An 11,994-nucleotide genomic window follows, 5' to 3' on the forward strand; every position below is an offset into this window, starting at 1 on the left:
ATTTGTGCCAACCTGCGCTTCAATACGCCACCCAGATACACACCTCAGGACGTTGAGCCCATGGCTTCGCCGAACAAGCAGCAAAAACGCGCCCACCGGGCAAAGGCCAAGGCCAAGCAGAACCGCACCCAACGCGCCGTCGCGACCAAGCCGGATGCCTTTGCCGGCGATGACAGCCGCATTGACCTTGAGTCGGTGGATTTGACCGAGTTGTTCGTAGAGATGCGCACCGCCAGCGAGATCAGCCAGCAGGCATTGTGCGCCGCATTCCTGTCCCACCCGTTGCTGGCCGTGGTGTTGGAGCAGGAAGGCGAAGAGGAAGCCACCGATTTCATTCTGGCGGCATTGATCGAGTACCGGCAGTGGGCCACCGACACCGAGGATGAAGCCGCGGCGCTGGCATGGATTGAGTCGCCGCAGTTCCAGGCGGACTACGTCGCAGCCTCCCAAGCCCTGACCAACCCAGCAGACTGACGCAAAACCCAATGTGGGAGCGGGCTTGCTCGCGAATGCGGATTGACAGTCACAAGATGTACTGACTGATCCACCGCATTCGCGAGCAAGCCCGCTCCCACATTTTTGACCGCATTTCGTCAGTTGAGTACCGCAGCACCCACGCGCTGGGCCTTGCGACGGCTCGCCACAATCAGCCCCGCCGCCACCACCAACACGCTCAAAATCCCGGTCGCGATGATCTCGACCCGGTGCGCTTCCTGGAACAGCATGATGGTCAGCGTGCCCACGATGAACACCATCACCGCGTAGGTCAGGCCTGGGAACAGCCACATCTTGAAGACAATCTTCTCACCCGCCGCCGTGCGCTTCTGACGCATGCGCAGTTGCGAAACCGCGATCACCAGGTACACCAGCAGCGCAATGGCGCCAGAGCTGGCCAGCAGGAATTCGAACACCGCAGCAGGTGCCACGTAGTTGGCGAATACCGCCAGGAACGCTGCACCGGTCGACAGCAGAACCGCCCAGTAAGGCGTGCCGCTCTTGTTGGTGCGTTTGGCCACGGCCGGGGCGTCACCGCGACGGCCCAGGGAGAACAGCATGCGCGATGCGGTGTACAGCGCCGAGTTGAGGCAACTGGTCACGGCCACCAGGACCACCAGGTCGACGATCAGCTTCGCATTCGGGATGCCCATACGCTCCAGCACGGTCTGGTAGGAACCCACGGCTGCCAGGGTCGGATCGTTCCATGGCACCAGGGACACCACGATGAAGATCGACAGCAGGTAGAACAAACCAATCCGCCAGATCACCGAGTTGGTGGCCTTGGTGATTTGCTGGCCCGGGTTCTTCGACTCGGCGGCCGCGATGGTCACAATCTCGGTGCCCATGAAGGAGAACATGGTGGTCAGGATGGCGGCCAATACTGCGCCCATGCCGTTTGGCATGAAGCCCTGGGTGTCGAACAGGTGCGAAACGCCGCTGACCTGGCTGGTGGGCAAGAAGCCGAAGATCGCTGCCAGGCCCAGGATCACGAAGCCGACAATCGCCACTACCTTGATCAACGCGAACCAGAACTCGAACTCGCCGTAGTTCTTCACGCTGAACAGGTTGGTTGCCGTCAGCAACAAGGTAATGACCAGGGTAAACACCCAGATGGCCACGTCAGGGAACCAGGCATGCAGGATGGTTGCAGCGGCGTTGGCTTCCAGGGGAATCACCAACACCCAGAACCACCAGTACAGCCAGCCGATGGTGAAACCGGCCCAGTGACCGATCGCGCGGTCGGCATAAGTAGAGAACGAACCGGTGTCGGGAGACGCCACGGCCATTTCGGCCAGCATGCGCATCACCAGCACCACCAGGGTGCCCGCTGCGGCATACGCCAGCAGTACGGCGGGCCCGGCGGCAGCAATCGCGTGGCCGGAGCCGACAAACAAACCGGCACCAATAACGCCGGCAATCGACAGCATGGTGACGTGACGCGGTTTGAGCCCCTGTTCGAGGTCATTGGAGCTTTGCGTACTACTCATTGACACACCTTTGCGAGGAATTGCGAAAACGGTCCGCCCGGCCTGCAGTCTTTCTCGTGAAAAGAATCCAACAGGGCGTTCTTTATTTTTTACGCAAGATTTGCGCCAAAATGTTACAGAGCCGCGATTGACGCGGGCTGCAGCGCACTTCAACAGCAATCGCAAGTCCTTGAGAACAATGGCATTCCGCTATAGCGTTACCGTGCGACCCACTTTAAAGACGAACGAGCGCACCAAAAACACACACAAAAAGTACGTGACGCCCCATAAAAGGGCTGATACGTACCGTTTGCCCGGTTAACCCTTCCAACACCCGTCCAAAGCTGGCACCATCGCGCCCTTTTTTACGCGAAACCTGCGGGTTTTCGGGTTCAAACGGCTGTTTGGTTGTTGATGGCGCGACACGCTGCTGTGCCGATGCGACACCCTGCCGCAGACCACCCGTTTACCGTCCGCAGCGCTGTTGGCTGTCATCCAAACGCTATGCTAGCTTGGCGCCTCGCCAGGAAGGCGGCCCAACAGCGAAGAACGCAACGAACACATTGAGGACCCCACATGGCTGAGGCCACGCCCGCGCTTGAAATCCGCAACTTGCATAAACGCTATGGTGAGCTGGAGGTACTCAAAGGTATCTCGCTGACCGCTCGCGACGGCGACGTGATCTCGATCCTGGGTTCCTCCGGTTCCGGCAAGTCCACCTTCCTGCGCTGCATCAACCTGCTGGAAAACCCGCACCAGGGCCAGATCCTGGTGGCCGGCGAAGAACTCAAGCTCAAGGCCGCCAAGAACGGCGAACTGCACGCCGCCGACGGCAAGCAGATCAACCGCCTGCGCAGCGAAATCGGTTTTGTGTTTCAAAACTTTAACCTGTGGCCACACATGAGCATCCTCGACAACATCATCGAGGCCCCTCGCCGTGTGCTCGGCCAGAGCAAGGCCGAAGCCATCGACGTGGCCGAAGCCCTGCTGGCCAAGGTCGGCATCGCCGACAAGCGCCACGCCTACCCCGCGCAATTGTCCGGCGGCCAGCAACAACGGGCGGCCATCGCACGCACCCTGGCGATGCAACCCAAGGTCATCCTGTTTGACGAGCCCACTTCCGCCCTTGACCCGGAAATGGTCCAGGAAGTACTTAATGTGATCCGCGCGCTGGCCGAAGAAGGCCGCACCATGCTGCTGGTCACCCACGAGATGGGCTTCGCCCGCCAGGTTTCCAGTGAAGTGGTGTTCCTGCACCAGGGCCTGGTCGAAGAGCAAGGATCGCCACAGCAGGTGTTTGAAAACCCGCTTTCGGCGCGCTGCAAACAATTCATGTCCAGCAACCGCTAACGGAGCAACATGCATGCAGAACTATAAAAAATTCCTTCTGGCCGCGGCCGTCTCGATGGCGTTCAGCGCCACGGCCATGGCAGAAACCTTGAAAATGGGGATCGAAGCGGCCTACCCGCCGTTCAACAATAAAGACGCCAGCGGTAACGTCGTGGGCTTCGACAAAGACATCGGCGACGCCCTGTGCGCCAAGATGAAAGTCGAGAAGTGCGAAGTGTATGTGTCCGACTGGGACGGCATCATCCCGGCCCTGAACGCCAAGAAGTTCGACTTCCTGGTGTCCTCGCTGTCCATCACCGATGAGCGCAAGCAGGCCGTCGACTTCACCGACCCGTACTACTCCAACAAGCTGCAATTCATCGCGCCCAAAGCCACCGCAGACTTCAAGACCGACGCCGCTTACCTGAAGGGCAAGACCATCGGCGCCCAGCGCGCGACGCTGGCCGGCACCTACCTGGAAGACAAGCTGCCGGACACCACCGCCAAGCTGTATGACACCCAGGAAAACGCCTACCTCGACCTGACGTCCGGCCGCCTCGATGGAATCCTCGCCGACAAGTACGTGCAGTACGAATGGCTCAAGAGCAAAGACGGTTCGGCCTATGAGTTCAAAGGCGACCCGGTTGTAGAAAGCGACAAGATCGGTATCGCCGTACGCAAGGGCGACCCGCTGCGCGAGCGCCTGAACAAAGCCCTGGCAGAGATCAAGGCAGACGGCACCTACAAAAAGATCAACGACAAGTACTTCCCGTTCAGCATCGAATGATCTGAGCGACTTGCCCGACGCGCTCACCTGAGCGCGTCGGCTTTTAGCAATGCCTTGCGATATGAAAACACCATGAATTTCGACCTCTACGGATTCGGCCCGGCGCTTGCCGCTGGCGCGCTGATGACCGTCAAACTGGCGCTCACGGCCCTGTGCCTGGGGCTGGTGCTGGGCCTTGCCGGCGCCTTGGCCAAGACTTCCCCGTACAAGCCCCTGCAATGGCTGGGCGGTGCCTACTCGACCATCGTTCGCGGCATTCCTGAATTGCTGTGGGTGCTGCTGATCTACTTCGGCACCGTCAACCTGATGCGCGCCCTCGGTGAGTTCTTCGGCAACCCCGACCTTTCCCTCAGTGCCTTTGCCGCCGGGGTCATCGCCCTGGGCCTGTGCTTTGGTGCCTACGCCACGGAAGTGTTTCGTGGCGCAATTCTCGCCATTCCCAAGGGCCACCGCGAAGCGGGTGTGGCGCTGGGGCTGTCGAAGCTGCGGATTTTCACCCGGTTGATCATGCCGCAAATGTGGCGCATCGCCCTGCCGGGCCTGGGTAACCTGTTCATGATCCTGATGAAAGACACCGCGCTGGTCTCGGTGATCGGCCTTGAAGAAATCATGCGCCATGCGCAGATCGGCGTGACCGTCACCAAGCAACCGTTCACCTTCTTCATGGTGGCGGCCTTCATGTACCTGGGCCTCACCGTGCTGGCCATGACCGGCATGCACTTCCTCGAAAAACGCGCCGCCCGCGGCTTTGCAAGGAGCGCCCAATGAGCGGTGACTACAGCTGGCTGTCGCATTTTGACCTGGGCCTGAACTGGGCCGTGATCATCAAGTGGCTGCCCAAACTGGCCCAAGGCGCAACCCTGACCCTGGAATTGGTGGCCATTGCCGTGATCGCCGGCCTGTTGCTGGCGATTCCGTTGGGCATCGCCCGCTCTTCGCGCCGTTGGTACGTGAGCGCCCTGCCCTACGCCTACATCTTCTTCTTCCGTGGCACGCCGCTGCTGGTGCAACTGTTCCTGGTCTACTACGGCCTGGCGCAGTTCGACACCGTGCGCGAGAGCTTCATGTGGCCCTACCTGCGCGATCCGTTCTGGTGCGCCACCGCCACCATGACCCTGCACACCGCCGCCTATATCGCCGAGATCCTGCGCGGCGCCATCCAGGCCATCCCGCCGGGAGAGATCGAAGCGGCGCGCGCCCTAGGCATGTCCAAGCCCAAGACGCTGTTCTACATCATCCTGCCCCGCGCCTCGCGCATCGGCCTGCCGGCCTACAGCAACGAAGTGATCCTGATGCTCAAGGCCAGCGCCCTGGCCAGTACCGTGACGTTGCTGGAATTGACCGGCATGGCGCGGACCATCATTGCCCGCACCTACTTGCCGGTTGAGATCTTCTTCGCAGCCGGCCTGTTCTACCTGTTGATGGCCTACATCCTGGTGCGTGGCTTCAAACTGCTGGAACGCTGGCTGCGCGTCGATGCCTGCCAAGGACGTTGAGGCACGCTTCCAGGCGCTGGATGCGTTTCTGATCGAGCACCAAGGGCTGTGGCGACCACGGCCCTTTACGCATCTGCACTTACCCTGGGAAACCGAGCATCCCGAGCTTGCGAGTTGGCTGCGTCAACGCTCGTTGGAGGACGCCGAAACCAGCCACAACCATCCCCATGACCTGCCCGCGCCGGTACCTTTTCCACAGCTGGCCGCTAGAGCACGCCAGCTCAGTGCTGTGGATAAGTTACCGACCCAACCCCTGGCACCCGCTCACCCTCGCTTGAACGTCGACGTTCCCGGACGCAAGTGGCAGCAGATCGAAGCGTTCGGCGGCGCCCTGACCTTTACTGACACGCCCCAACACTGGCTGGACTGGTGTGCCGGCAAAGGCCACCTCGGCCGTCGCCTGCTGCAGCCCGGCCAGCAACTGACCTGCCTGGAATACGACCCGGCGCTGATTGCTGCAGGCCAGGCCTTGAGTGATCACCATCACTTGCCCGCGACCCACACCCTGCAAGACGTCATGGCGAACGTGGCGATAAGCCCCGAGCACACCCCCGTCGCCCTGCACGCCTGCGGCGATTTGCACGTGCGGCTGTTGCAATTGGCCAGCGCCGCCGGCTGCAAACAACTGGCAGTGGCGCCTTGCTGCTACAACCGCATCGGCGCGGAGCGCTATCAAGCGCTGTCCGCTGCGGGGCGTGCTTCGGCCTTGCAGTTGTCGGTGGATGACCTGGGCCTGCCGCTGAGCGAAACCGTCACCGCAGGTGCACGGGTGCGCCAACAGCGCGATGTGTCGATGGCCCGGCGCCTGGCGTTCGATCATCTGCAACGCCAGCTGCGCGGGTGTGACGACTACTTGCCCACGCCCTCACTGCCCGCCAGTTGGCTGGGCAAGCCGTTCGCCGAGTACTGCCAGGCCCTGGCAACCCTCAAAGGGTTATCCACAGGCGAACAGGATTGGGACGCGCTGGAAGCCCACGGCTGGCAGCGCCTGGCACAGGTGCGCAACCTGGAATTGGTGCGCGGGCTGTTTCGGCGCCCGCTGGAGATGTGGCTGGTGCTGGATCGGGCACTTTTTCTGAAGGAAGCGGGCTATAAGGTTGAGATAGGCACCTTCTGCGAACCGGCCCTGACCCCACGCAACCTGATGGTGCTGGCCGAGCGCGATTAAGGGGCAAATTCTTCGCGCCGCGCCCTGTGGATAACTCTGTTGATGAATTCTTTACGGAGGCTGTAGCTATAAGCGCTACAGCCCAAAAGCCCTGCTGGTCATTTTTTGTTCATAAAATAAAATGCACGCAAAACAGGCAGTTGCGGCGTGTTGAGAACGGCTCCACAAAATGGCTGTTTCGTGACAGCCCCAACCAACCGATTGTGCATAAGCATCGGGCGTTAAGCGTATAAACCGCACTTCATGCGGTTTTTTTTGGCGCCTTCAACACACGGCACAGGTCGTTGATGTCGTCACACGCCAGGCTGATCGACGGGCTGTCCAACGGGTCGGTGCCAAACGCCAGGGCTTCGCTGATCGCCGCGTCGTGATGCACTTCCATCGGGGCATTGCCCAAGCGCTGCTTAAAGGCTTCGAGCATGTCCAGGCTGAAGGCATTGTCCTCATCCAGCTGGTTGATCACGTAATGAACACGCGGCGCCTTGGCGTGTGCCAGGTACGGCGCGAGCAATACCTCCATCTGGTCGAGGGTACCCAGTGAAGCGGCATCCGCCTGGGCCACGACCAGCACCACATCGGCGATGCTCAGCGCTTGATGGAAATACACGTTATTGCCGGCCTGCGTATCGATGATCAGCGTTTGCCGCTCGCTCAAGCCAAGGTCCGCGACGTGCCGCGCCAGCCAACCGGTTTCCTGCTTGAGCCAGCGGTGCAGGTTTTCCTGTTGTTGCTCTGTGGTATCACCAAAGGCAATCACCTGGCAGCCGGCAAACCCGGCTTGTTGAAGTGGGCGCCACTGGCCGTGTTGCAGGCTGGTGCGACCGATCCCCGGCAACGCTGCGCTCACGCCGAAGTGATGACGCAAGGCGTTTTGCGGGTCCAGGTCCAGCGCGACCACCGATTCGCCCTGGCGCTGCAAGCCGCTGCTCAGGGCCGCCGCCAGGGTGCTGCGGCCGACGCCGCCATTGATCGACACCAACGCCACGACTTTCGGGCGCTGCGCCATCACCTGCACCGGCAGGGCGTGTTCATTGGCACTGGGAGGGGGAAACGGGGTGCCGTCGTCGACGGGAATGCTGCCAAAGAAATGCAGGCGCGCATTCAATCCTTGGGGATCTCGGGCGACATCCTTGCCTAGCAGACAGAAAATTCGATCAGTAAGGCTCATGGCCTGAACTCCACACGGCGCATCTTAAAGACGTGAGGGGTCGGCAAGAAAAACGAGGGCTTACCGCAGGTCTTTTTGTGTGCGTCTCTGTGCAAGCATTCTGTTACAGAGCCGTCAAAGTGTCATTATTTTGGTATATGGCCGCCTATTTTTTAGACAGGCGGCAAATCGTCAAATTACTGACTTACGTTGATCGGATCGTAAGGCGTTTGCAGATCCCGCTCAGGAATCTCCCAAATCAACAACTTAGGCGGCGTTTGCTTGAAAGCCGGGCTGTCGAAGTACGCCTTGGCCGCGCCAGAAAATTCACCACCGTCCTTGCTGAAGTTACCCACCGGCGCATTCAGGGCCTTTTGCAGGAAGCCAACAAAGTTGGAGTTGCGCGAGAACGACGTGCCGATCAGCGCCACGTTCGGCAGGCCGGCATCGCCAAACAGGTCGTCGGCATTGCTGGTGGCGCCGCCGGTTTCATGGGCGCTGCTCGCTGCGACTGACTCCCCTGGCGGTTGCAACTTCGGCGGCAGCCAATCCAGGCCGGCCAGGCGCACCAAGTCACCGGGACGCACCGCGAGCGGTGCCTGGGTGATGTCGAACGCCTGCTCCGGCGTGGCCTGGATGCCGCGCTGCTGGATGCGCTGCGCCAGGGCCTTCGCACCGGCGTTGGAGCCGATCTCGCTCCAGTGGGTGTCGGTGCGCAGATACGCCTCGGCGCCCAAGGGTTTCAAGGTGTCGGTCAGGTCCAGCGCCGAAACGCCAGCGGCCTGCAACGCATCGGTGAAATCCTCAATCCGGCCATCAAGCACGGCCGGGCGGTACAGGCCACAACGCTCGGCGGCGGCGATGCGGCTCTTGTCCGGCACCACCAGCACTTGCAGGTCGATGCCTCTACTGCCCAGTTGCTTGTGCAGATCGATCACCGCCTGGGCCTTGGTCTGTTCGTTGGCATCGGCGTGGCGGTTGATGCGCAGTTCATCGCTGATAAACAGCCAGCCCGGGCACCCCTGGCGCACACGCGGCCCGGTGTCGCCAAACGCCAGCCAACTGCCGCCGCGCTCAAGGTTGGCGGCCTGGATCGCCATCGGCGCCTTGGCCAGCTCCTTGGCAAAGCGATGGGTCACGTCACCGTGCAGCAGCATGTCGCTGTCGACCTTGGCCGGCAGGAAACTGATCGGCCCTTTGACCATCAGCCAGGCGCAGGACAACAGCCCGGCCGCCAGGAAAGGCACCAGCACCCAGGCCGCCAGCGGGCTGGTACGAACGGCCACTTCACTCGGTGGCGTCGGCGCGGTAGGAGCAGGCATGGTCGGGCGTCCTTAGAACTGAAAGTACAGAAACGGTACGGCGTCGCGGCTGGCAATCAGCGCGAACGACAACACAAACCCGGCCACCGGCCACAGCGAGGCCGCCACCACAAACCACGGCTGTGTGCCAAAGCGCTGCTCGCAGCGCACCTGCCAGATCGGCGCAATGATGCACACCAGGCCCAACAACGCGGCCATGCCATGGGCCGGACGCATGGCCACGGCCATCGCATCACCCAGGCCCATGCCGTGCAGGCCGAACTGGCCGGCGTACATCGTCAGCGCCGAGTGGAAGTCCGGCGCGCGGAATAGGGTCCAGGCCAGGCACACAAACAGCAGCGTGAGGATGTGCGACAGCACCGGCGGAATGCTCGGCAGGCTCGACCGCGACCACGCACGGTCAACACACAGCGCCACGCCGTGGGCCGAACCCCACAGCAGGTAGTTCCAGCTGTCGCCACCGTGCCACAACCCGGCAATCGCCATGGTCAGGAACAGGTTGCGATAGGTGCGCCACACGCCGTCACGGTTACCGCCCAGGGCGATGTACAGGTAGTCGCGCAACCAGCTGGATAACGACAGGTGCCAGCGCCGCCAGAAGTCCTGGATGCTGCTGGCCAGGTAAGGCCGGTTGAAGTTTTCCGGGAAGTGGAAACCCAGCATCAGGCCCAGGCCGATGGCCATGGCGCTGTAGCCGGCGAAGTCGAAGAACAGTTGCAGCGAGTACGCCAGGCAACCGATCCAGGCGTCCACCAGGCTGGGGTTTTCCAAGTGAAACGCGATGTCGACCAAGGGCGACAAGGTGTCGGCCACCAGCACTTTCATGCCCATGCCGATCATGAAGCGCCGCGCGCCGAGGGCAAAATTCGGCCAGTTGAAATAACGCTGGTTCAGCTCGCGGCGAACCCAGTCGTAACGGATGATCGGGCCCGCAATCGAGTGCCCGAACATCGAAATGTAGGTGGCGTAATTGATGAAGCTACGCTCCACCGGCACCGTATGACGGTGCACATCCACCAGGTAGGAAATGGCCTGCAGCACGATGAACGACAAGCCGGCCGGCAAGGCCACGCGTTGCCAATCAAGCGGCATGTAGCCGTACCAGGTGATCACCTCGCTCACGGTGCCCGCGACGATGTTGGCGTACTTGTACCAACACAGCACCGCCGTGTTGAACACGATCAACGCGATCAACAGGCGCACCCGGCCTTTGCCGTCCTCACGGGAGCGGTCCACCAGCAAGCCGCCGACCCACGCCACCACGGTCAACACCATGTGCAGGAACAGGAACAACGGGCTCAACCAGCCGTAGAACAACCAGCTGCCGATCAACAGGATGACGTTGCGCCAGCTCGGACGAGCCAGGGCATAAATCAACAGGAAGGCCGGCAGGAACAGCGTGAGGAATTCGAGTGAGGCAAAGACCATGGTGGGTTCGGGCCCGATCAGTTAGCGAGCGTGTCAGGCGCGAACAACAACCTGGTACCGGCAGCGGATGGCAATGCCAGCACGCTGTAGCGCTCGCCGGCCTTGAGGGTGAACGTCAATGGCTGGCCCGTTGGCGTACCCGCGCACTTGAGCTGCACCGACAGTTCCACCGGGTTGATCATGCGACGTTGCACCGAACCTTCGGCGGCTTTCTTGAACAGTTCGGCCTTTTGCGCCACGGCTTCCAGGCTGGCGTCGGCGCACGCGGCGTCGGCGTTGACGAAAGCCAGCGAGGCCTTCAACGCGTTGAAGTCGTCCGGTTGCTCGTGGATCACCAACTGGCGAATACCGCCTTTGGCATCGGCCACCGCGATCACCGTGGCGAACTCGCCAGGGGCTACGGTGACCGCCAGATCAGCAGTTTTGCCGCCCTGGCTCAACACGCCCTTGATCGGCGCAGTGCCACCCGATACCGGTAGGTAGTCGGAGACGAGCTTGTCGCCACCCAGCACCAGGCTGGCCTTGGATCCGTCGGCCACCAGCTTCAACTCGCTGCTGGTGCCGTTGGCAAAACGCAGGAACGCCGAGTCTTTTTCCGGCCCGGTGGGGTACAGCGGGATGTCGGCACTGTAGGCACTGACGCTGACGAGCAAGGCCGCCAGGCCCAGGGAAAGACGCTTCATCACTTGGCTCCCTTCACAGCGTCAGCCGGCAATGCCGACAGCGCACCGCCGATGGCCTTGGCCCACTTCTGGTAGCCGTCGATGGTGAAGTGCTGGCCGTCGGTGGTGATCCACTCGCCCGGCTTGGAGAAGGTCAGCGAGTCGATGTAGGTGCACGGCGCAACGTTGGTCGCCAGGAACGACGACATCAGCTTGGTGCGCGCGTCATCCTTCTTGTACATCGTGCCGACCTTGCCCCAGGCCGGGCCGACCCACACGCACTTGGTGCCGGTTTCGCTGATGGCCTTGGTCAGGGACGTCACGCTTTTCCACGCCCAGACTTTCGGGAATTGCGGGTCCGGGTAGGACGCCATGGTGTCGCCAATGATGATCACGACGAGATCGGGCTTGTCCTTGGCGATCAGGTCCTTGACCGGCGTGGTGCTCATGGCGTTCTTGCCGAACACTTGCGGCTTGGCGCCCGGCAGGTTCTCGGCGCCGCAGTCGACTTTCTTCGGCACGATCCAATCGGCTGCGCCAGCACCGCAGGCCCCGATGGTGTGGACCTTGGCGCCTTGCGCCGTCAGGTTGGCTTGCAGCGGGTCCAGCAGGTGATCGGGAAAGCTCAAGTGGCTTTCGCCCAGTACCAGCAGGGTCAGGCCGGCAATCGCGGAAACAGGCATGGATGACT

The 11,994-nt window shown here is 61.7% G+C and carries 12 protein-coding genes; 6 read left to right on the forward strand and 6 right to left on the reverse strand.

The window, feature by feature from the left end:
* Positions 1-60: 60 nt before the first annotated feature.
* Entirely contained in the window at positions 61-474 is a 414-nt protein-coding gene (locus HX792_RS17830) for a hypothetical protein (RefSeq protein ID WP_176997304.1), read from the forward strand.
* Between the two features lie 119 nt (positions 475-593).
* Here the strand turns inward: HX792_RS17830 and gabP are convergent, their stop codons facing one another.
* Positions 594-1,985, reverse strand: a complete 1,392-nt coding sequence (gene gabP / locus HX792_RS17835; protein WP_176997305.1) for a GABA permease — start codon at positions 1,983-1,985, stop codon at positions 594-596.
* 555 nt (positions 1,986-2,540) lie between these two features.
* Here gabP and HX792_RS17840 point away from each other — a divergent pair.
* From HX792_RS17840 to HX792_RS17860, 5 genes are all read left to right on the forward strand, one after another.
* A complete protein-coding gene (locus HX792_RS17840; protein ID WP_176997306.1) occupies positions 2,541-3,314 on the forward strand; it encodes an ABC transporter ATP-binding protein in 774 nt (257 codons plus the stop codon).
* Between the two features lie 13 nt (positions 3,315-3,327).
* Positions 3,328-4,080, forward strand: coding sequence for an ABC transporter substrate-binding protein (locus HX792_RS17845; protein ID WP_060754625.1), 753 nt, complete (start codon positions 3,328-3,330; stop codon positions 4,078-4,080).
* 72 nt (positions 4,081-4,152) lie between these two features.
* A complete protein-coding gene (locus tag HX792_RS17850; protein WP_176997307.1) occupies positions 4,153-4,848 on the forward strand; it encodes an ABC transporter permease in 696 nt (231 codons plus the stop codon).
* A gap of 38 nt (positions 4,849-4,886) precedes the next feature.
* The gene (locus HX792_RS17855; protein ID WP_101273709.1) at positions 4,887-5,576 is read left to right on the forward strand and encodes an ABC transporter permease; all 690 of its coding nucleotides are present in this window, start codon (positions 4,887-4,889) and stop codon (positions 5,574-5,576) included.
* Positions 5,557-6,744 carry a methyltransferase gene (locus tag HX792_RS17860; RefSeq protein WP_176997308.1) on the forward strand — a complete coding sequence of 396 codons (1,188 nt, stop codon included), beginning with the start codon at positions 5,557-5,559 and terminating at the stop codon, positions 6,742-6,744. Before HX792_RS17855 ends, HX792_RS17860 begins: the two co-directional genes overlap by 20 nt.
* A gap of 241 nt (positions 6,745-6,985) precedes the next feature.
* On the opposite strand, the gene bcsQ is transcribed toward HX792_RS17860, so the two are convergent.
* From bcsQ to HX792_RS17885, 5 genes are all read right to left on the reverse strand, one after another.
* Positions 6,986-7,912 carry a cellulose biosynthesis protein BcsQ gene (gene bcsQ / locus HX792_RS17865; RefSeq protein WP_176997309.1) on the reverse strand — a complete coding sequence of 309 codons (927 nt, stop codon included), beginning with the start codon at positions 7,910-7,912 and terminating at the stop codon, positions 6,986-6,988.
* A 176-nt stretch (positions 7,913-8,088) separates the two neighbouring features.
* Entirely contained in the window at positions 8,089-9,213 is a 1,125-nt protein-coding gene (locus HX792_RS17870; RefSeq protein ID WP_176997310.1) for a cell division protein FtsQ, read from the reverse strand.
* A 12-nt stretch (positions 9,214-9,225) separates the two neighbouring features.
* Entirely contained in the window at positions 9,226-10,641 is a 1,416-nt protein-coding gene (locus tag HX792_RS17875) for an MBOAT family protein (RefSeq protein WP_176997311.1), read from the reverse strand.
* A 17-nt stretch (positions 10,642-10,658) separates the two neighbouring features.
* On the reverse strand, positions 10,659-11,324 hold the full coding sequence (locus HX792_RS17880) for an alginate O-acetyltransferase AlgF (protein ID WP_176997312.1): 666 nt from the start codon (positions 11,322-11,324) through the stop codon (positions 10,659-10,661).
* Entirely contained in the window at positions 11,324-11,986 is a 663-nt protein-coding gene (locus tag HX792_RS17885; protein WP_176997313.1) for an SGNH/GDSL hydrolase family protein, read from the reverse strand. Before HX792_RS17885 ends, HX792_RS17880 begins: the two co-directional genes overlap by 1 nt.
* Between the last annotated feature and the right edge of the window lie 8 nt (positions 11,987-11,994).

The organism is Pseudomonas sp. B6002, from assembly GCF_013385985.1.
Taxonomy (GTDB): domain Bacteria; phylum Pseudomonadota; class Gammaproteobacteria; order Pseudomonadales; family Pseudomonadaceae; genus Aquipseudomonas.

What these genes read in the sequence shown, in the direction of transcription:
- HX792_RS17830 (WP_176997304.1), top strand. Translation starts at nt 61, where the DNA reads ATGGCTTCGCCGAACAAGCAGCAAAAACGCGCCCACCGGGCAAAGGCC.
- gabP (WP_176997305.1), bottom strand. Translation starts at nt 1,985, where the DNA reads ATGAGTAGTACGCAAAGCTCCAATGACCTCGAACAGGGGCTCAAACCG.
- HX792_RS17840 (WP_176997306.1), top strand. Translation starts at nt 2,541, where the DNA reads ATGGCTGAGGCCACGCCCGCGCTTGAAATCCGCAACTTGCATAAACGC.
- HX792_RS17845 (WP_060754625.1), top strand. Translation starts at nt 3,328, where the DNA reads ATGCAGAACTATAAAAAATTCCTTCTGGCCGCGGCCGTCTCGATGGCG.
- HX792_RS17850 (WP_176997307.1), top strand. Translation starts at nt 4,153, where the DNA reads ATGAATTTCGACCTCTACGGATTCGGCCCGGCGCTTGCCGCTGGCGCG.
- HX792_RS17860 (WP_176997308.1), top strand. Translation starts at nt 5,557, where the DNA reads ATGCCTGCCAAGGACGTTGAGGCACGCTTCCAGGCGCTGGATGCGTTT.
- bcsQ (WP_176997309.1), bottom strand. Translation starts at nt 7,912, where the DNA reads ATGAGCCTTACTGATCGAATTTTCTGTCTGCTAGGCAAGGATGTCGCC.
- HX792_RS17870 (WP_176997310.1), bottom strand. Translation starts at nt 9,213, where the DNA reads ATGCCTGCTCCTACCGCGCCGACGCCACCGAGTGAAGTGGCCGTTCGT.
- HX792_RS17875 (WP_176997311.1), bottom strand. Translation starts at nt 10,641, where the DNA reads ATGGTCTTTGCCTCACTCGAATTCCTCACGCTGTTCCTGCCGGCCTTC.
- HX792_RS17880 (WP_176997312.1), bottom strand. Translation starts at nt 11,324, where the DNA reads ATGAAGCGTCTTTCCCTGGGCCTGGCGGCCTTGCTCGTCAGCGTCAGT.
- HX792_RS17885 (WP_176997313.1), bottom strand. Translation starts at nt 11,986, where the DNA reads ATGCCTGTTTCCGCGATTGCCGGCCTGACCCTGCTGGTACTGGGCGAA.